The organism is Pelagibacterium sediminicola (assembly GCF_003390885.1).
In the GTDB taxonomy this organism is placed as follows: domain Bacteria; phylum Pseudomonadota; class Alphaproteobacteria; order Rhizobiales; family Devosiaceae; genus Pelagibacterium; species Pelagibacterium sediminicola.
Genome location: NZ_QMEL01000005.1, coordinates 180,291 through 197,822, shown reverse-complemented (window position 1 = coordinate 197,822; position 17,532 = coordinate 180,291). Strand labels below are relative to the sequence as shown.

Annotated in this window: 21 protein-coding genes; 15 read left to right on the top strand and 6 right to left on the bottom strand. The window is 62.7% G+C overall.

Annotated elements, in window-relative coordinates; translation table 11 throughout:
* Positions 1 to 18: 18 nt before the first annotated feature.
* The 9 genes from rpsE to rplQ all read left to right on the top strand — a co-directional run bounded on the left by rpsE (position 19) and on the right by rplQ (position 6,092).
* Positions 19 to 552 carry a 30S ribosomal protein S5 gene (rpsE, locus tag DQG18_RS10475; RefSeq protein ID WP_116654203.1) on the top strand — a complete coding sequence of 178 codons (534 nt, stop codon included), beginning with the start codon at positions 19 to 21 and terminating at the stop codon, positions 550 to 552.
* Positions 553 to 576: 24 nt separating this feature from the next.
* Entirely contained in the window at positions 577 to 768 is a 192-nt protein-coding gene (gene rpmD / locus DQG18_RS10470; protein WP_116654202.1) for a 50S ribosomal protein L30, read from the top strand.
* Between the two features lie 80 nt (positions 769 to 848).
* Positions 849 to 1,328, top strand: a complete 480-nt coding sequence (gene rplO / locus DQG18_RS10465) for a 50S ribosomal protein L15 (RefSeq protein WP_116654201.1) — start codon at positions 849 to 851, stop codon at positions 1,326 to 1,328.
* 201 nt (positions 1,329 to 1,529) lie between these two features.
* Positions 1,530 to 2,864 (top strand): preprotein translocase subunit SecY, encoded by a 1,335-nt coding sequence (gene secY, locus DQG18_RS10460; protein ID WP_116654200.1) that lies wholly within the window; start codon positions 1,530 to 1,532, stop codon positions 2,862 to 2,864.
* Entirely contained in the window at positions 2,861 to 3,427 is a 567-nt protein-coding gene (locus DQG18_RS10455) for an adenylate kinase (RefSeq protein ID WP_116654199.1), read from the top strand. The genes secY and DQG18_RS10455 overlap by 4 nt, the downstream gene beginning before the upstream one ends.
* 181 nt (positions 3,428 to 3,608) lie before the next feature.
* Positions 3,609 to 3,977 (top strand): 30S ribosomal protein S13, encoded by a 369-nt coding sequence (gene rpsM / locus DQG18_RS10450; RefSeq protein ID WP_116654198.1) that lies wholly within the window; start codon positions 3,609 to 3,611, stop codon positions 3,975 to 3,977.
* A gap of 133 nt (positions 3,978 to 4,110) precedes the next feature.
* On the top strand, positions 4,111 to 4,503 hold the full coding sequence (rpsK, locus tag DQG18_RS10445; RefSeq protein WP_014130813.1) for a 30S ribosomal protein S11: 393 nt from the start codon (positions 4,111 to 4,113) through the stop codon (positions 4,501 to 4,503).
* A gap of 83 nt (positions 4,504 to 4,586) precedes the next feature.
* Complete coding sequence (locus DQG18_RS10440; protein ID WP_198669731.1) at positions 4,587 to 5,615, top strand: DNA-directed RNA polymerase subunit alpha; 1,029 nt, start codon at positions 4,587 to 4,589, stop codon at positions 5,613 to 5,615.
* A gap of 39 nt (positions 5,616 to 5,654) precedes the next feature.
* Positions 5,655 to 6,092 carry a 50S ribosomal protein L17 gene (gene rplQ, locus DQG18_RS10435; RefSeq protein WP_116654197.1) on the top strand — a complete coding sequence of 146 codons (438 nt, stop codon included), beginning with the start codon at positions 5,655 to 5,657 and terminating at the stop codon, positions 6,090 to 6,092.
* 267 nt (positions 6,093 to 6,359) lie between these two features.
* Here the strand turns inward: rplQ and DQG18_RS10430 are convergent, their stop codons facing one another.
* The gene (locus tag DQG18_RS10430; protein WP_116654196.1) at positions 6,360 to 7,511 is read right to left on the bottom strand and encodes a type III PLP-dependent enzyme domain-containing protein; all 1,152 of its coding nucleotides are present in this window, start codon (positions 7,509 to 7,511) and stop codon (positions 6,360 to 6,362) included.
* A 207-nt stretch (positions 7,512 to 7,718) separates the two neighbouring features.
* Between DQG18_RS10430 and DQG18_RS10425 the strand changes: the two genes are divergently transcribed.
* From DQG18_RS10425 to DQG18_RS10400, 6 genes are all read left to right on the top strand, one after another.
* Positions 7,719 to 9,116: a DegQ family serine endoprotease gene (locus DQG18_RS10425; RefSeq protein WP_116654195.1), complete on the top strand. Its 1,398-nt coding sequence runs from the start codon at positions 7,719 to 7,721 to the stop codon at positions 9,114 to 9,116.
* Positions 9,117 to 9,306: 190 nt separating this feature from the next.
* Positions 9,307 to 10,635: a replication-associated recombination protein A gene (locus DQG18_RS10420; RefSeq protein WP_116654194.1), complete on the top strand. Its 1,329-nt coding sequence runs from the start codon at positions 9,307 to 9,309 to the stop codon at positions 10,633 to 10,635.
* A 257-nt stretch (positions 10,636 to 10,892) separates the two neighbouring features.
* Positions 10,893 to 11,264, top strand: a complete 372-nt coding sequence (gene crcB, locus DQG18_RS10415; RefSeq protein ID WP_116654193.1) for a fluoride efflux transporter CrcB — start codon at positions 10,893 to 10,895, stop codon at positions 11,262 to 11,264.
* A 1-nt stretch (position 11,265) separates the two neighbouring features.
* Positions 11,266 to 12,261, top strand: a complete 996-nt coding sequence (locus tag DQG18_RS10410) for an RluA family pseudouridine synthase (RefSeq protein WP_116654192.1) — start codon at positions 11,266 to 11,268, stop codon at positions 12,259 to 12,261.
* Positions 12,261 to 12,929: an HAD-IA family hydrolase gene (locus DQG18_RS10405; protein WP_198669730.1), complete on the top strand. Its 669-nt coding sequence runs from the start codon at positions 12,261 to 12,263 to the stop codon at positions 12,927 to 12,929. The genes DQG18_RS10410 and DQG18_RS10405 overlap by 1 nt, the downstream gene beginning before the upstream one ends.
* Positions 12,929 to 13,705, top strand: coding sequence for an ATP12 family chaperone protein (locus tag DQG18_RS10400; RefSeq protein WP_116654190.1), 777 nt, complete (start codon positions 12,929 to 12,931; stop codon positions 13,703 to 13,705). The genes DQG18_RS10405 and DQG18_RS10400 overlap by 1 nt, the downstream gene beginning before the upstream one ends.
* 109 nt (positions 13,706 to 13,814) lie before the next feature.
* On the opposite strand, the gene folK is transcribed toward DQG18_RS10400, so the two are convergent.
* The 5 genes from folK to DQG18_RS10375 form a co-directional block, all read right to left on the bottom strand.
* On the bottom strand, positions 13,815 to 14,249 hold the full coding sequence (gene folK / locus DQG18_RS10395; RefSeq protein ID WP_116654189.1) for a 2-amino-4-hydroxy-6-hydroxymethyldihydropteridine diphosphokinase: 435 nt from the start codon (positions 14,247 to 14,249) through the stop codon (positions 13,815 to 13,817).
* The gene (folB, locus tag DQG18_RS10390) at positions 14,249 to 14,635 is read right to left on the bottom strand and encodes a dihydroneopterin aldolase (RefSeq protein ID WP_116654188.1); all 387 of its coding nucleotides are present in this window, start codon (positions 14,633 to 14,635) and stop codon (positions 14,249 to 14,251) included. The genes folK and folB overlap by 1 nt, the downstream gene beginning before the upstream one ends.
* Position 14,636: 1 nt before the next feature.
* Positions 14,637 to 15,488 (bottom strand): dihydropteroate synthase, encoded by an 852-nt coding sequence (folP, locus tag DQG18_RS10385; protein ID WP_116654187.1) that lies wholly within the window; start codon positions 15,486 to 15,488, stop codon positions 14,637 to 14,639.
* Positions 15,485 to 16,831: a 30S ribosomal protein S12 methylthiotransferase RimO gene (rimO, locus tag DQG18_RS10380; protein ID WP_116654186.1), complete on the bottom strand. Its 1,347-nt coding sequence runs from the start codon at positions 16,829 to 16,831 to the stop codon at positions 15,485 to 15,487. The genes folP and rimO overlap by 4 nt, the downstream gene beginning before the upstream one ends.
* Before the next feature lie 186 nt (positions 16,832 to 17,017).
* Positions 17,018 to 17,512, bottom strand: a complete 495-nt coding sequence (locus tag DQG18_RS10375) for a DUF4282 domain-containing protein (protein WP_116654185.1) — start codon at positions 17,510 to 17,512, stop codon at positions 17,018 to 17,020.
* Positions 17,513 to 17,532 lie beyond the last annotated feature (20 nt).

The window sequence follows — 17,532 nt, the reverse complement described above, 5'->3', positions numbered from 1 at the left end:
CGGCGAGAAAGAAGAACTATGAGCAGAGACATTCAAGAGCGCGAAAGCGAATTTGTCGATCGGCTGGTGCACATCAACCGCGTCGCCAAGGTGGTGAAGGGTGGCCGTCGGTTCGGCTTTGCCGCGCTCGTCGTCGTGGGTGACCAGAAGGGTCGCGTCGGTTTCGGTCATGGCAAGGCGCGCGAAGTGCCCGAAGCCATCCGCAAGGCGACCGAACAGGCCAAGCGCCAGATGATCCGCGTCCCGCTGCGTGAAGCCCGTACGCTGCACCACGACGTTGCCGGCCGCCACGGCGCTGGCAAGGTCCTGCTGCGTGCGGCTCCCGCCGGTACCGGCATCATCGCCGGTGGCCCGATGCGTGCCGTGTTCGAGACCCTTGGCATCAACGACATCGTCGCCAAGAGCCAGGGTTCGGCGAACCCCTACAACATGATCCGCGCCACTTTCGACGCGCTCAGGAACGTTGACAGCCCCCGTTCGGTTGCCGCCCGTCGCGGGATCAAGGTGTCCGAACTCCAGGCGCGCCGCGGCGAAGCCGCCGTCGACGCCTGATAAGAGGGTTCGAGGAGAACGATTATGGCCAAGAAATCGACCATTACCGTTGAGCAGATCGGGTCGCCGATCCGCCGCACCGCCGACCAGCGCGCCACGCTCGTGGGTCTTGGGCTCAACAAGATGCATCGCCGCCGCGAGCTCGAGGATACGCCTGCCGTGCGCGGCATGATCAACAAGATCTCTCATCTCGTCCGCGTCGTGGACGAGAAGTAGTTCTTGAGTTTGTCGCGTTCCCGAACCGAAAAAGTGGTACCCACTTTTTCTGGAAACGCTCCAGCTAGGATTTTTTCGATATGAAACTCAATCAGATCGCCGACAAGCCGGGGGCCCTCAAGGCCAAGGTCCGCGTCGGGCGCGGCATTGGTTCGGGCCTGGGCAAGACCGGTGGCCGGGGCGTCAAGGGGCAGAAGTCCCGCTCGGGCGTCACCATCAACGGGTTTGAAGGCGGGCAGATGCCGCTGCACATGCGGCTGCCCAAGCGCGGCTTCAACAACCCGTTCGCCAAGAAGTGGAACGCGGTGCGTCTCGATCGCATCCAGCTCTACATCGACAATGGCAAGCTCGATGCCAAGGGCGTGGTGGACGCGGAAGCTCTGGTCAAGGCGGGTGTCATCCGCCGCGCCAAGGATGGTGTGCGCCTGATCAATGGCGGCGAGTTCAAGGCCAAGAAGGTGACCTTCAAGGTTAATCACGCTTCGGCCGGCGCCGTGGCGGCTATCGAGGCTGCCGGTGGCAAGGTTGACGTGATCGGCGCCGCCGCCGACGCAGAATAATATTGCGACTTTGGAGCGCGCCCTGCAATCGATCCCGTCTGGGGGATTGCAAGAGGGCGCGCTCTGACTATATCAGAGCACTACCTTTCTCGTTCGGGCCGGTTGCGGCCCGTTCGCTTGCTCTGAGTTTATATGTCGCGCTTCCGGACCGCAAAAGTGGTTTTGCTCGAAGCGCTTTGAAAGCATCTTGAGGGAGCCGTCATGGCGTCTGCAGCCGAGCAACTGGCCCGTAACCTGAGCTTCTCGACCTTCTCCAAGGCCAAGGACCTGCAAAAGCGCATCCTGTTCACGCTCGGCGCGCTGCTCGTCTATCGCCTCGGCACCTATATCCCGATCCCCGGCATCGACCCCGATGCGTTCGCCTCGACCTTCCGGCAGGCACAGGGCGGGATTTTCGGTCTGTTCAACATGTTCGCGGGCGGCGCCGTCGAGCGTCTGGCGATCTTTGCGCTCAACCTCATTCCCTACATCACCGCCTCCATCGTCATCCAGGTAATGTCGTCCGCCTCACCGCGCCTCGAAGCGCTCAAGAAAGAGGGCGAGAGCGGGCGGCGCAAGATGAACCAGTACACGCGCTACCTGACCGTCGTGTTCTGCGCCATCCAGGCATACGGCATCGCCATCGGGCTCGAGGCCAGCGAGGGGGTCGTCGCAGATCCGGGCTGGTTCTTCCGCATCTCGACCGTCATCACGCTGGTTGGCGGCACCATGTTCCTGATGTGGATCGGCGAGCAGATGACCGCGCGCGGCATCGGTAACGGCATTTCGCTGATTATTTTCGCCGGTATCGTCGCCTCCCTGCCGGGCACCATCGCCCAGACGCTCGAATTGAGCCGCACCGGCGCGCTGCCCACGATCGCCGTGGTCGGCATTCTGGTCGTCGCGGTGCTCGTCATTGCCGTGATCGTCTTTTTCGAGCGCGCCCAGCGACGCCTGCTGATCCAGTATCCGAAGCGCCAGGTCGGCAACAAGATGTATCAGGGCGATACCTCGCACCTGCCGCTCAAGCTCAACACTTCGGGCGTTATCCCAGTGATCTTCGCGTCCTCGCTGCTCCTGCTGCCGGCGACCATTGCAACCTTCACCGCGCAGGGCGACGCCCCGCAGTGGCTGCAGGTGATTTCCGCCGTTCTTGGTCGTGGCCAGCCGCTTTATCTGGCGCTGTTTGCGGCGATGATCATTTTCTTTTCCTTCTTTTACACCTCCATCGTGTTCAACCCGACCGAGACTGCCGACAATCTCAAGCGTTCGGGGGGCTTCATCCCGGGTATCCGTCCCGGCGAGCGCACCGCTCAGCACATAGACTTCGTGCTGACACGTATCACGGTGGTCGGTGCGGTTTATCTGACCGTTGTCGCGTTGATCCCGGAAGTGTTCCTGAGCCAGCTCAACATTTCGGCGTTCCTGGGCGGTACATCTCTGCTCATCATGGTCACGGTGACGCTCGATACGGTCAGCCAGATCCAAAGCCATCTGATTGCCCAGCAGTATGAGGGCATGGTCAAGAAGTCACGTTTGGGAGGACGCCGCAGATGAGGTTGATACTGTTGGGCCCGCCGGGGGCGGGGAAGGGGACACAGGCGCAGATTCTCGTCCAGACTTACGGTATTCCCCAGCTTTCGACCGGTGACATGTTGCGCGCCGCCATTGCGGCCAAGACCCCCATGGGGCTTGAGGCAAAGGCGATCGTGGATCGGGGCGATCTGGTTTCGGACGCGATCGTATCGGGCATTATCTCGGACCGCATGGACGAGCCGGATTGCGCGAACGGGTTCATTCTCGACGGCTTCCCGCGCACCATCGCGCAGGCCGATGCGCTCACCCACATGCTGGACCGCAAGGGACTGCATCTCGATGCGGTGATCGAGATCAAGGCGGGCGCCGATATTCTGGTGGAACGGATCATCAACCGGGCCAGGGAATCGGGCGGTGCGCGCGCCGACGACAATGAGGAAGTGCTGCGCAAGCGTCTCGGCGTCTATGAAGAACAGACCGCGCCGCTCGTAAAATATTACACGGAACGCGGACTGCTCAAATCTGTTGATGGAATGCAGCCCATCGAAGAGGTTACTGCCGCGATCCGGCAGGCCTTGCAATAGTTGCAATTTTGGGCAAGGGGGCCAGTTGACTTTGGCCGCTCAAGTCCTTAGAACCGCGCCCAGTCTCAGAAATCTCGAGGGCTGGATTCGGTTCCTTCCAGGGTGAAGGGGATCGAATGCCGGTCCCTTGTTGTTGAAAGAAGTCGGGGGAAACCCCATATAAACGTTTAGGAGATCACGCGTGGCTCGTATTGCTGGCGTCAATATCCCGACGAATAAGCGCGTGCTTATCGCACTGCAATACATTCACGGGATCGGCCCGAAAATGGCCTCTGAAATCTGCGAGAAGGTTTCCATTCCGGCGGAGCGCCGGGTCAATGAACTGACCGACGCAGAAGTCATCCAGATCCGTGAAACCATCGACCGTGACTATTCGGTCGAGGGCGACCTGCGGCGTACGGTGGCAATGAACATCAAGCGTCTCATGGACCTTGGCAATTATCGCGGTCTGCGTCACCGCCGTGGCCTTCCGGTCCGTGGCCAGCGCACCCACACCAATGCCCGCACCCGCAAGGGTCCGGCAAAGCCCATCGCGGGCAAGAAGAAATAAGGGGTGGCGAATAGTGAAATAGCGAATGGCGAATAATATTCTTTCTATTCGCTACTCCCTATTCGCTACTCGCCTTCTCGAAGGTGTAGCCGCTGGGATCACGGCGGCGTCAGATATCGGCTAGAGGAAGTAAATGGCTAAAGCTGAAACGACCCGCGTTCGCCGTCGCGAACGCAAGAATATCAGTGCTGGCGTTGCACATGTGAACGCCTCTTTCAACAACACGATGGTTACCATCACCGACGTTCAGGGCAATACGATCTCCTGGTCCTCCGCCGGTACGATGGGTTTCAAGGGTTCGCGCAAGTCGACCCCTTACGCAGCGCAGATGGCTGCGGAAGATGCAGCCAAGAAGGCACAGGAACACGGCATGAAGACTTTGGAAGTCGAAGTGCGTGGTCCGGGTTCGGGGCGTGAATCGGCCCTGCGTGCACTTCAGGCCGCCGGCTTTACCGTTACGAGCATCAGGGACGTTACATCCATCCCCCACAACGGATGTCGGCCGCGCAAGCGTCGTCGCGTCTAATGTGACCGGGCTCCGGGAAGGCCAACCGGGGTCCGTTTACCGTTTGCGGCAGGCGGCCGGGGCAGGGCCGCATTTTTGAAAGGATGTTGGACGTGATGATCCAGAAAAACTGGCAGGAGCTGATTAAGCCGACCAAGCTCGACGTCGTTCCAGGCAGTAATCCTGTGCGCGTGGCCTCCGTGGTCGCCGAGCCGCTCGAGCGCGGTTATGGCTTGACCCTGGGCAACACGCTGCGCCGTGTGCTGCTTTCGTCGCTGCAGGGCGCGGCAATCACCGCCATTCAGATCGATGGCGTGCTGCACGAATTCTCCTCGATTCCCGGCGTGCGCGAGGACGTTACCGATCTCGTGCTCAACGTCAAGGAAATCGCAGTCAAGATGGGTGATGAGGGGCCCAAGCGCCTTACACTCAACAAGCAGGGGCCCGGTGCGGTCACGGCGGGCGATATCCGCACGACCGGCGACATCGAGATCCTCAATCCCGAGCTCGTCATCTGTCACCTCGACGATGGGGCCGAGATCAATATCGAATTTACCGTGAATACCGGCAAGGGCTATGTCCCGGCCGACCGCAACAAGCCCGAGGATGCGCCTATCGGCTATATCGCCGTCGATGCGCTGTTTTCCCCGGTCAAGCGCGTGAGCTACAAGGTCGACAAGACTCGCGAGGGTCAGAACCTCGACTTCGACAAGCTTACCATGCAGATCGAGACCAACGGCGCCATCACGCCCGAGGACGCGCTCGCTTTTGCGGCCCGTATCGTCCAGGACCAGCTTTCGGTGTTTATCAACTTCGAGGAGCCGACCAAGGAAAAGGCCGAGGACGCAACGCCCGAACTGGCGTTCAACCCGGCGCTGCTCAAGAAGGTGGACGAACTCGAGCTCAGTGTCCGTTCGGCCAACTGCCTCAAGAACGACAACATCGTCTATATTGGCGATCTCATCCAGAAGACGGAAGCGGAAATGCTTCGCACGCCGAACTTCGGGCGCAAGTCGCTCAACGAGATCAAGGAAGTGCTGGCCCAGATGGGGCTCCATCTGGGGATGGACGTCGCCAACTGGCCGCCCGAAAACATCGAAGACCTCGCCAAGCGTTACGAAGATCACTACTGATCTGCCGCGGGCTGAAGATAAAGATATTAGGAGAGTACCATGCGCCACGGTAAAGCCGGCCGCAAACTGAACCGGACCTCTTCGCATCGCAAGGCGATGTTCAGGAACATGTCCGCGGCCCTGATCAAGCACGAGCAGATCGTCACGACGCTGCCCAAGGCAAAGGATCTGCGTCCGATCGTTGAAAAGCTCATCACGCTGGGCAAGCGTGGCGATCTTCACGCCCGCCGCCAGGCGCTTGCGCAGCTCGGCAATGACGAGGCGATGGTCGCCAAGCTGTTCGACGTGCTCGGCCCGCGCTACAAGGACCGCAATGGCGGCTACACCCGCGTCCTCAAGGCCGGCTACCGCCACGGCGACAACGCGCCTGTCGGCGTGATCGAGTTCGTCGATCGCGACGTCGATGCACGGGGCCAGGATTCGGGCCCGACCGCCGACTTCGTCCGCGACGACGAGGACGAGAGCGCAGCGGCGTGATCTTTCCTTCGTATCCATTGAAAAAGGCCCGGAGCGATCCGGGCCTTTTTTCGTTGGGCGGCTGAATGTTCCGTGGCTGTGGAGGCTCCGATCTGGACCCCGGGAATAAATCCCGGGGTGCAATCGAAGGGGGAGGGGCCTGCAAACATACAATTGTCATTCCGGGACTTGTTCCCGGGATCCAGCGCGATCTCTCAGCCCACTCCGTGCTTGCGGCAAGCCCCGCTCTGGGCCCCGACGTGACGCCTATGTGCGTTGAGCCGTCACCTACACCAGAATATCATCCACCCAATAAAGATCGCGGCGGTCGAAGCCGTTGAAGTCGGTGAGCGAGGCCTGGGTGTAGGCGCCCATGAGGCCGAATTCGATATAGTCGTCCTCGGCGATGGCTTCGGGCAGCAGGAAGGTCTGGGGCATCACGTCGTAGCTGTCGCAGGTGGGGCCGAAGATCTTGAAGTCCCAGGTTTCGCCCGTCACGATCTTGTCGCCCCGCCAGACGCGGAGCGGGGGCATGAACTCGAGGATCATCGCTTCCATCAACGAGCCATAGACCCCATCGTTGACATAGACCGACTGCTCGCCGCGCACGTGCTTGACGCGCAGGAGCAGGGCAGTGCTGCCCGTCGACAGCCCACGGCCCGGCTCGGCGATCAGTTGCGGGCGGCTCGAGCCGAACGTATCGGCGACGGCGGCGCGGATCGTCTCGAAATAGACGTCGAGCGGAGGCGCGGTGCTGGTGATGTAGGGCGCGGGGAAGCCGCCGCCGACATTGAGGCGTTTGAGCTCGATCCCCGAAGCTCTGGCGATGCGCCCCGCCGCCGCGATGTGGCGCTCATAGGCGTAGGCATCCTCGCACTGGCTGCCGACGTGAAAGCACAGCGAGGTGGAATAGCCCATGGCTTTGGTCAGCGTGCACATGGAGACCGCGCCGTCTTCCATCACCCCGAACTTGGTGCCGAAATCATACGATTTGAGCGCCTTGCCGGCCTTGAAGCGCACGGTGACCTCGATATCCTCGGAGGGCGGCACGACCGCCGCCAACTGGTCGAGTTGGGCGACGTGGTCGATGGTAAAGGAGCGCACCCCATGATCCTCGTAGGCGCGCTGGATCTCGCGCCGCGACTTGATCGGGTTGTTGTAGTGCATCGCGGCGCCGGGCGCGTATTTTTCGATCAGCGCCATTTCGGTGTTCGAGGCGACGTCGAAGGCCTTGAGGCCCTCGCGGTGCATGATGGAAAGGATGTGGGGCGAGGGGTTCGCCTTCACCGCGTAGGTCAGCAGGCCGTCGAAGCCGGACTGGAATGCCTTTATGGCATCGACCAGCAGCCGTTCGGAGAACAGGAAGCTGGGGTAATCCGGTTCTTGGGTTGCGATCAGTTCAGCGGTGTTCGCGTAAGTGCGAGCGGGCGAAATGTCCATTCACGGGACCCTCATCAAGCGGTGAAACAAAGCGCGGACGTATAGGGCGCATTGCCCCCCTTCGCAATGGCCATTTTGGGGCTATAGACGGGCCGTGTGACGATTCTTTGCCGCCATCGATCCGACGCTCTTTTACGAACTCGTAACTTGCCAGCAGCGTTGCGAAGCACCACCTTTGGCGGCAATCGGAAAGACTGGAGATTGCCCATGCTTCGCGCCCTTTCGCTGATCCTCGTCATCGCCGTTTCCATTACGCCCGCACTGGCCCAGGTCGAGCGGCGCGCGCCGGAAAGCGCGGATGAAATCCGGTTGTCCTATGCGCCGATCGTGCGGGAGGTGGCCCCGGCGGTCGTCAATGTCTACGCGACGCGCATCACCCGGCAGCAGCGCCAGAGCCTTTTTTCCGATCCATTCTTTGAGCAGTTCTTCGAGCGCTCGCCCTTTTTTGACAGCCGTCCGCAGGAATCGCAATCGCTCGGCTCGGGGGTGATCGTGGGGGAAGATGGACTGATCCTCACCAACTATCATGTGGTCGAGGGCGCGACCGACATCCGGGTTGCGATGACCGACGGGCGCGAATATCCGGTCGAACTCGTATTGGCCGATGAGGCGACCGACCTAGCTGCGCTCTTGGTCCGCAATTCCGATCGGACGTTCCCGATCGTCGAGTTCGCGGATTCGGACCGGCTGGAGGTGGGCGATCTCGTGCTCGCCATCGGCAACCCGTTCGGCGTGGGGCAGACGGTGACCAGCGGCATCGTTTCGGCACTGGCGCGTACGGGGGTTGGCATCACCGACTATCAGTTCTTCATCCAGACCGATGCGGCGATCAATCCGGGCAATTCGGGCGGTGCGCTGGTCGATATGGAGGGGCGGCTGGTCGGCATCAACTCTGCGCTCTTTACGCGCTCGGGCGGCTCGAACGGCATCGGGTTCGCCATCCCCTCCAACATGGCGCGGGTCATCGCCAGCACCGCCGCCTCGGGGGGCGAACTGGTGCGTCCGTGGTTCGGCGCGACGTTCCAGACGCTCGATGCCGAGCTTGCCGCCGGGTTGGGGCTTGAATTGCCGCGCGGCGCCTTGGTGACCGAGATCGCCCCCGACAGCCCCGCTGCCCGCGCCGGGTTGCGGTCGGGCGATGTGATCGTGGGGATTGACGGCCTTGCCGTGCAGGACCCCGAAGCGCTCTATTACCGCATCGGCCTCCTGCCGATCGATACGACCGTCGCGCTGGACGTGCGCCGGAACGCGGAAGCGATGACCGTCGATCTGACGCTCGAACCCGCGCCCCCGCTGGCCGGCCGCCGGGCAGTGATTTCCGGTGACACCCGGTTCGCGGGCGCCACCGCCGCCGAACTGACGCCTGCGCTGGCCCAGGAGCTGGGGCTGGCGTTCTCGGCGACCGGCGTCGCCATTATCGAGGTCGCGCCGGGCAGCCCGGCCCAGCGGCTCGGGCTGCGGCAGGGCGACGTCATCCTCAACCTCAACGGCACCGATATTCGTGATATTGAGACGTTTGAATCGGTGGCGGGCCAGAGGCCAGGAGGCTGGCAGATCGTCTTGCAGCGGGGCGGGAGTGTCATCCGATCTTATGTCAGCGGGTAGGGTCTCATGATGGAATCGATTTGCCTCGGCTTGCGGCTTCACCCCTCCCCAGCCCTCCCCATCAAGGGGAGGGTGCTTCCTTTTTCTGGGCACTTCCCTACGCACAGGGTCAGCACCTCCCCCCTTGTGGGGGAGGTTGGGAGGGGGGATTCGGCGTTAGCCGAACCCTGTGCGATCGAGGGGCATTCCGATGACTGACCTTTTCCCCGATGACATCCCCGCAGCCCGTCCCGAGGAGGCGAGCGAAGACCGGCCGCTGGCCGACCGGCTGCGGCCGCGCTCGCTCGATGAGGTGATCGGGCAGAGCCATATCCTGGGGCCCGAAGGCACGCTGCGGCGCATGATCGGGTCGGGGCGGCTCGGCTCGCTTATCCTCTGGGGACCGCCGGGGACGGGCAAAACGACCGTCGCGCGGCTTCTGGCCGATGCCACCGATTACCGCTTCGAGCAGATTTCGGCGATCTTTTCGGGGGTCGCCGATCTCAAGAAGGTTTTCGAGACTGCCCGCACCGCCCGGCGCGCCGGGCAGCGCACGCTGCTGTTCGTCGATGAAATCCATCGCTTCAACCGCGCCCAGCAGGACAGTTTTTTGCCGGTGATGGAAGACGGCACGGTCGTTCTCGTCGGTGCGACCACGGAAAACCCCAGCTTCGAGCTCAACGCCGCGCTTCTCTCCCGTTCGCAGGTGCTGACCTTCCAGAGCCTTTCGCGCGAGGATCTCGAGGCGCTGGCCAGGCGCGCCGAGGCAGAGATTGGCCGCGCGCTGCCGCTCGATGAGGACGCGCGGGAAACGCTGATCTCGCTGGCCGATGGCGACGGGCGCGCCTTTCTGGGGCTCATCGAGGAACTTGATGCGGCAACCGGGCCCAAGGACATGCTCGACCATGAGGGGCTGACCAAGCTGGTGCAGCGCCGCGCGCCGATCTACGACAAGTCGCAGGACGGGCACTACAACCTTATCTCGGCGCTGCATAAGACAGTGCGAGGGTCGGACCCGGACGCCGCGCTCTATTATTTCGCGCGCATGATCGATGCGGGCGAGGACCCGATGTATCTGGCGCGGCGGCTGATCCGCATGGCGGTCGAGGACATCGGCATGGCCGATCCGCAGGCGCTGCCCATCGCTACCGCCGCCAAGGACGCCTATCACATGCTCGGCTCGCCCGAGGGCGAACTGGCGCTGGCGCAGGTGGTCGTTTATCTGGCGACCGCGCCCAAATCGAACGCGCTCTACAACGCCTATAACAAGGCGCTGGCGCTGGCCAAAAAGACCGGCTCACCCACCCCGCCCATGTCCATCCTCAACGCGCCCACAAAGCTCATGAAGGGGCAGGGCTATGGCGAGGGCTATATCTACGACCACGATACGCCCGAAGGATTTTCGGGGCAGGAATATTTCCCCGAAAAGATCGGGCGGCAGGATTTTTACAAGCCCGTGGAGCGGGGGTTCGAGCGCGAGATCATCAAGCGTCTCGATTACTTCGGAAAGCTGAGGGCGGCGAGGCGGAGCGGAAACTGAGCGGCTGGAGCCGATGGCGCAAAGGTGTTATTGACGCGGCCACGCTTTCTCCACCGATCGGCAATTGCGCTGTTGGTTGGCATCGCTGGCCCCCTCATCCGACCCGGCTTTGCCGGGCCACCTTCTCCCACGAGGGGAGAAGGGGAACCGTGGGGTAGCTACACGAGCCCCCCTCTCCCCTTCGTGGGAGAGGGGCCGGGGGTGAGGGGGGCGATGCTGGCTGCAGACGCCGGGTTTCGATTGGCCAAGAGGCAAAAATGAACGCATATCTTCTTGTCGGGCTGGGCGGCGCTGTGGGGTCGATGGCGCGATATGGTGTGGGGCGTCTCGTTCCGGTCACGGGGGTCCCCGTCGCAACACTGATCGTCAACGTTGTCGGCTCGATGCTGATGGGCGTGCTCGTTGCGGTGCTGGCCCGCATTACGGTCGGATGGGGCCATGAGGCCCGGTTGCTGCTCGCAGTGGGATTGCTTGGCGGGTTCACGACCTTTTCGGCCTTTTCGCTCGATGTCGTGATCCTTATCGAGCGGGGGCAGTGGGGCATGGCGTTGGGTTATGTCGCGCTTTCGGTGGTCGGTTCGGTCGCGGCCCTCATGGGTGGGCTGTGGATTGCCCGTGGAGTGTTTTGAAATGAGCGTTCAGATGCGCGAGGTCGCGCGCGATGAAGACGGGATGCGGCTCGACCGGTGGTTTTCGGTGCATTTTCCGCACCTGTCCTTCGGGCGGCTGCAAAAGCTGTTGCGGTCGGGACAGGTGCGCGTCGATAGCGGGCGCGTTCAAACCAATGCGCGGCTTGCCGCCGGGCAGATCGTGCGGGTGCCCCCGCTCGGCGAGGCGCCCGCGCCCAGCGGCAAGCCCCGAATCAACGACAAGGACGCACAGTTCCTGCGCGATCTCATCATCTATGAGGACGACGAGGTTTACGTCTTCAACAAGCCGCACGGGCTTGCCGTTCAAGGCGGGTCGGGCACCCGGCGCCACATCGACGGGATGCTGAAATCGCTCCCCAACAAGAAGGGGGAGCCGCCCCGGCTCGTGCACCGGCTCGACCGGGACACTTCTGGCTGCCTGCTGGTCGCCAAGACCCGCGCGGCGGCCAGCCATTTCGGCACGGTGTTCCGCTCGCGGGCGGCGCGCAAGATCTATTGGGCGGTAGTGGTGGGTGTGCCCAGCCCGCGCCAGGGCCGCATATCGTGCTTTCTCGCCCGGCAGGCGACGCAGGACGGCGAGCAGATGGTGGTGGTCGAGAACGGTGCAGAGGGCGCGCAGCATTCGGTGAGCTATTATTCAGTCACCGACAGCGCGGCGCATCAATTTGCGTGGGTGACGCTCAAACCCGTGACCGGCCGCACGCATCAGCTTCGCGTCCATATGACGGAACTGGGCACGCCCATTCTCGACGACCCGCGCTATTTCAATCTCGACAACTGGAACTGGGAGCGGCCTGACGAACTGGGGGGGGGGCTGCACCTTCACGCCCGGCGCCTCGCCATCCCGCTCAGGAGTGGGCAGCGGCTCGATATCACCGCACCCCTGCCGCCACACATGAAACAGACCTTCGATACGCTCGGGTTCGACGCCAACCGCTACGATGCCCAGACCGCCGACCCCGAGGAGGAAGCCTGATGGCCGACCCGCGCCTCATCGTTTTCGACATGGACGGCACGCTGATCGATTCCGGCGCGATCATCGCCGAGCATATGGCAGCGACCTTCACCGAGCACGGGCTGGTCGCGCCGACCCGTGCGCAGTCCAACATGGTGATCGGGCTGACGCTCGACATCGCCATGCAGCGGCTTGCCGATTGCGATACCGATACCGCGCTGGCGCTGGCGGAGACCTATCGCCGGCTTTATCGCGCCATGCTCGAAACCGAGGGGCGGCACGAGCCGCTTTATGCCGGGGCCGCCGAGGCGCTGGCCCGCCTGCGCGGCATGGAAACCGCGCTGCTGGGCATCGCCACGGGCAAGGCGCTGCACGGGGCGAGCCGCATCCTTGCGCTCCACGGGCTCACCGACCATTTCATCACCGTCCAGACGCCTGATCACAACCCCTCCAAGCCCCATCCGGGCATGATGCTGCGCGCCTGCGCGGAGACCGGCATCGACCCGTCGCGCGCCGTGATGATCGGGGATACGACGTTCGACATTGAATTGGGCGTTGCGGCGGGCGCAAAAACCATCGGGGTCACCTGGGGCTATCACGAGCGCGCGCTGCTCGAAGCGGCTGGCGCCCATATCATTATCGAGGATTATGCCGATCTCGACGCGGCAATCGAGGAGGTGCTTGCCTGATGCGCGAATTTCTGGAAGACGCCCTCAACCACCGCGACGATGGCTATGGCCGTGCGCAAAAGCATCTGCAGCGCGACTTGCCCAAGCGGTTCTATAAGGACGTCGTGGTGGCCGAGGCAGATGGTGGCTACACCGTGACGCTCGACGGGCGGCAAGTGAAAACACCGACGAAAAAGCCGGTCGTGGTCGCATCGGCCGACCTCGCCGATGTGATGCGCGCCGAATGGGACGGGCAGGGCGAATTTGTCGACCCGGACCTGATGCCGCATGTCCGGCTGGTCAATTCCGCCATCGAGGGCGGCGAGGACGCGCGGCAGGCGCTGGTCGATGAAGTCGTCAAATACGCCGCCAACGATCTGCTGCTTTATCGCGCCGACACGCCGCGCGAACTGGTGGCGTTGCAGGAGCAGGCATGGGACGATGTGCTCGTGAGGCTGGCCCGGAAATTCGCGGTCAGCTTCCGCCCCACGGTGGGTATTCTCCATCAGGAGCAGCCGGGCGAGACGCTGGAAAGGCTCAAGGCTTCGCTCTCGGCCCTCGGCTTCATGCCCGTAACCGCGATGGTTTCCATGACTGGTATTACGGGCTCAGGCCTGCTGTCGATCGCGCTGCGAGAAGGGTTGGTCGACCCTGAGGCCGCATGGAAGGCAGCTCATGTCGATGAGGATTACCAGATTTCTCTCTGGGGTGAGGATTTCGAGGCCGCCGCGCGCCGCAAAAGGCGGCGGATCGAGTTCGACGCGGCGGTCAATGTCATGCGGTGGCTGGCGGGGTAGGGTTCTTTTTTGAACTGAAGCCACATTTTCCCGCCTCCGCTGTCCCGGCGAAAGCCGGGACCCATGGACTCCGGCTTGCGCCGGAGCAGCGAACGGCGTGAGTGGCGACTCAGCGCGACCTTCTCACCAGCCATTCCGCCACATCGGGCGCGATCTCGCGCACCGGCACTAGCACGAAATCGCGCTCATGGGCGTAAGGGTGGGGCAGGGTGAGCCGTTCGGTTTCCATCTCCAGACGGTCATAGGCGATCACGTCGATGTCGATGATGCGCGGTCCCCATTTGAGGGTTCGCACGCGGCCCAGCACCGTTTCTGTCGCAAGGCAGAAATCGAGCAATTCGAGCGGTGAAAGATCGGTCTCGACCAGAACCGCGCCGTTGTGGAATTCATCCTGATCAACGACACCCCAGGGCGGGGTGACGATGATCGTCGAGCGCTTGAGCAGGGTGATCTGCGGGTTCTCCCCGATGGCCTTGATCGCCGCCTCGATTTGGCTCGCGGCATCGCCGATATTGGCGCCGAGCGCGAGGACGGCGCGGGCCATCAGATCTGGTCCCGTGTCCTGAGCATTTCGATGGCGGCTTCCCCGGCGACGATGGGGAGCGGGGCTTCGGGCTTGCGCACGCGGATGCGGACCCAGTCGAGGCGATCGAACTCGCCGAGCAGGCGGACGATGATGTGATAGCCTAGCGCCTCGATGAGCTTGAAGCGCTTTTCCTCGAAGGCTTCCTTCACCATGTTGTATACATTTCCGTAGTGAATCGTCGAGGCAACATCATCCGTTCTGGATGCGTCGGTCATGTCGATCCCCAGTTCGAGATCGATGCGGAAGCGCTGGCCGAGCTTGTTTTCCTCAAGCATCACACCATGGTAGCCGTAAAAGGCCAGTCCTTCCAAAAAGATACGGTCTCTGTCCTGGAAATCGCTCATCTCAGTCCCTCCCGGTGGGTGCACCATAGAGCGTGGCGTGGGCAACGCGCAAGCCGTCATGGTTCATGCGAACGTTGTGTACACGAAATATATGACCGCCCTTGAGATAAGCGAGCAGGCTGGTGGCCACCGTACCGGCCTCGCGGTCCTTGGGAGGCACGTCGAGCAGCTTGCCGATCATCGATTTTCGCGAAGTGCCGATGAGGAGGGGGAAGCCCAGCGCATGCAATTCTTCGAGTCGATTCAAAAGGATATAGTTTTCGCTGAAAGTCTTGCCGAAACCGAAACCGGGATCGAGAATGATCTTTTCGTGGCCGACCCCGGCATCGAGTGCGATCTCGGCCGAGCGCGAAAGCCAGCGCTTCATCTCGTCGATGATGTCCTTGTCCGGATCGCGCGCCGTGTCCCAGTGCATCGCGATGACCGGCACGCCGTGGTGAGCGGCGACGGCGGCGATCTCCGGATCGCGCTGGAGGCCCCACACGTCGTTGATGATCCTTGCGCCCGCCTGCACGGCCTGATCGGCCACCAGTGCCTTGTAGGTATCGATGGAAACAGGCACCGGAAAATCCGCCTCGGCCAGCGCATCGAGCACGGGCATAACCCGGTCGAGTTCATCCTGTACGCCGACTTCGCCCGAACCGGGCCGGGTGCTTTCGCCGCCAATATCGATGATGTGTGCGCCGTCGGCCGCCATTTGCCGGGCCTGCGCGGTGGCACCGGCGATGGCCGAAAAATCTCCGCCATCTGAAAAGCTGTCGGGGGTGACGTTCAGTATCCCCATCATCACCGGATCGCGGCCAAGCCGGAGAATGGTATCGCCCATCGGCACCTCATAGGCGAGGTGCGTCACTGGACCGGTTCCGCGGGCACGGCGTAAAGGTCGTATTCGTCGCTATCGGTGACGGTGACGGAAATCATGTCGCCGGGCTTGATGCCGTCCGCGTCCTCTACGATCACATTGCCGTCGATCTCGGGCGCGTCCCACTGGCTGCGGGCGATGACGCGGCGTTCGTCGGGCTCCACATCATCGACCAGCACGTCGATGGTGCGGCCCACCTTGCCGGCCAGCCGCTCGGCGGACACTTTTTGCAGCGCTTCCATCAGCCGGCCATAGCGCTCCTGCTTCACCTCGTCGGGGATTTCGGCAAGGCCCAGATCGTTGGCGCGTGCGCCGGTCACCGGTTCATAGGGGAAAGCGCCCGCGCGGTCGATTTTCGTTTCCGCCACCCAGTCGAGCAGCATCTGGAAATCTTCTTCCGTCTCGCCGGGGAAGCCGACGATGAAGGTCGAGCGGATGGCAAGGTCCGGGCAGGTTTCGCGCCAGCGGCGGATGCGGTCGGCGGTCTTTTCCTGATTGGCCGGGCGCCGCATGGATTTGAGCACCTGGGGGGAGGCGTGCTGGAAGGGGATATCGAGATAGGGCAGGATCACCCCGTCGGCCATTAGCGGAATGACGTTGTCGACGTGGGGGTAGGGGTAGACATAGTGCATGCGCACCCATGCCCCCAACTGCCCCAGTTCCTCGGCCAGCGTCTGGAACCGCGCCTCGACCTGCCGCCCGCGATAGGGGGAAGTCTTGTACTTGATGTCCACGCCATAGGCCGAGGTGTCCTGCGAGATCACCATGATCTCTTTCACGCCGGCCTTCACCAGCCGTTCGGCCTCATAGAGCACTTGCGCGATTGGCCGCGAGACGAGGTCGCCCCGGATGGATGGGATGATGCAGAAGGTGCAGCGGTTGTTACAGCCCTCGGAAATCTTGAGATACGCGTAATGGCGCGGGGTCAGCCGCAATCCCTGCTCGGGCACCAGATCGGTAAAGGCGTTGGGGATGGGCGGCACGTGTTCGTGCACCGCGCTTACCACGGCCTCGTATTGATGCGCGCCGGAAACGGCGAGGACGCCCGGATGGGTCTTGCGGATCAGCTCTTCCTCGCCCCCCAGACAGCCTGTGACGATGACCTTGCCGTTCTCGTTGATCGCCTCGCCGATGGCATCGAGGCTTTCGGCCTTGGCGCTGTCGAGAAAGCCGCAGGTGTTGACAATCACCACGTCCGCGCCCTCGTAGGAGGGCGAGAAGGTGTAGCCCTGCGCGCGCAGGGTGGTGAGGATGCGTTCGGAATCGACGAGCGCCTTGGGGCAGCCAAGGCTCACGAGACCGATTTTGGGGGCGTTTTGCGTCGGCGCGCTCATTTGGCGGCAATCCAACCTTTCATTAAAGCGCGTGTCATAGCGAAAAGCTGGCAAAGGTCAATCTTTGCCGGTGCGGGGCAGCATTGAACGCAAAGCACGGCTTGTAGTCTGGGCCAATGTGGCGCTGCGTGCGGTCATGATTGTTCTGTTCGCGTGGTTCGGGCTGCGCCAACGGCGATAGGCTCGTTATTCCGCCTTCGGTTTGGCCGGGCGTCCCCGCTTTTTGGGCGGTGCGGGCGCTACGGCTTCCGGCGCGGGGTCCGGCACCACCGCTGCGGCGGCGGGGGGCGTTTCGGGTTCATCGAGTTCGGGTTCCCGATCGGCCAGTTCCTCGATGGCGTCGCGCACGTCGTCGATCAGCGTCGTGCCGGGACGTAACGGCGCTATGACCTCGATCTGGGCGGCTTCGCTTTCATGGGCCTTGAAATAGACGATCACCCCCTCGCAGACGATGCGCAGGATGATGAGCGCGAGCAGCCCGAAAACGGCGATTTCCAGCAGTCCCCACAGCCCGTTTCCGAACCCGAAGCGGAAGGAGAAAAAGAAGTGGTTGACCGCCCACAGCGCGATGGCCGCAAGCCCCAGAAGATAGGCGATGGTCACGAGGCGGGGCGAGATGATCCTGCGAAGGTCGAAAAGGATATTGCCCGTTGCCAGCTTCCTGATGTCGTCAAACCGCATTTCGTTTCGTCCCGCGCCGG

Coding starts and splice junctions, on each gene's coding strand:
- folK (WP_116654189.1), bottom strand. CDS start 14,249: ATGGCCCGCGCCGTCCTCGCGCTCGGCGCCAATATCGGCGATGCCGCG.
- DQG18_RS10430 (WP_116654196.1), bottom strand. CDS start 7,511: ATGGACATTTCGCCCGCTCGCACTTACGCGAACACCGCTGAACTGATC.
- rimO (WP_116654186.1), bottom strand. CDS start 16,831: ATGAGCGCGCCGACGCAAAACGCCCCCAAAATCGGTCTCGTGAGCCTT.
- rplO (WP_116654201.1), top strand. CDS start 849: ATGAAACTCAATCAGATCGCCGACAAGCCGGGGGCCCTCAAGGCCAAG.
- secY (WP_116654200.1), top strand. CDS start 1,530: ATGGCGTCTGCAGCCGAGCAACTGGCCCGTAACCTGAGCTTCTCGACC.
- DQG18_RS10425 (WP_116654195.1), top strand. CDS start 7,719: ATGCTTCGCGCCCTTTCGCTGATCCTCGTCATCGCCGTTTCCATTACG.
- rpmD (WP_116654202.1), top strand. CDS start 577: ATGGCCAAGAAATCGACCATTACCGTTGAGCAGATCGGGTCGCCGATC.
- DQG18_RS10400 (WP_116654190.1), top strand. CDS start 12,929: ATGCGCGAATTTCTGGAAGACGCCCTCAACCACCGCGACGATGGCTAT.
- rplQ (WP_116654197.1), top strand. CDS start 5,655: ATGCGCCACGGTAAAGCCGGCCGCAAACTGAACCGGACCTCTTCGCAT.
- DQG18_RS10405 (WP_198669730.1), top strand. CDS start 12,261: ATGGCCGACCCGCGCCTCATCGTTTTCGACATGGACGGCACGCTGATC.
- DQG18_RS10410 (WP_116654192.1), top strand. CDS start 11,266: ATGAGCGTTCAGATGCGCGAGGTCGCGCGCGATGAAGACGGGATGCGG.
- crcB (WP_116654193.1), top strand. CDS start 10,893: ATGAACGCATATCTTCTTGTCGGGCTGGGCGGCGCTGTGGGGTCGATG.
- rpsK (WP_014130813.1), top strand. CDS start 4,111: ATGGCTAAAGCTGAAACGACCCGCGTTCGCCGTCGCGAACGCAAGAAT.
- DQG18_RS10455 (WP_116654199.1), top strand. CDS start 2,861: ATGAGGTTGATACTGTTGGGCCCGCCGGGGGCGGGGAAGGGGACACAG.
- DQG18_RS10375 (WP_116654185.1), bottom strand. CDS start 17,512: ATGCGGTTTGACGACATCAGGAAGCTGGCAACGGGCAATATCCTTTTC.
- rpsE (WP_116654203.1), top strand. CDS start 19: ATGAGCAGAGACATTCAAGAGCGCGAAAGCGAATTTGTCGATCGGCTG.
- DQG18_RS10420 (WP_116654194.1), top strand. CDS start 9,307: ATGACTGACCTTTTCCCCGATGACATCCCCGCAGCCCGTCCCGAGGAG.
- folB (WP_116654188.1), bottom strand. CDS start 14,635: ATGAGCGATTTCCAGGACAGAGACCGTATCTTTTTGGAAGGACTGGCC.
- DQG18_RS10440 (WP_198669731.1), top strand. CDS start 4,587: ATGTTGGACGTGATGATCCAGAAAAACTGGCAGGAGCTGATTAAGCCG.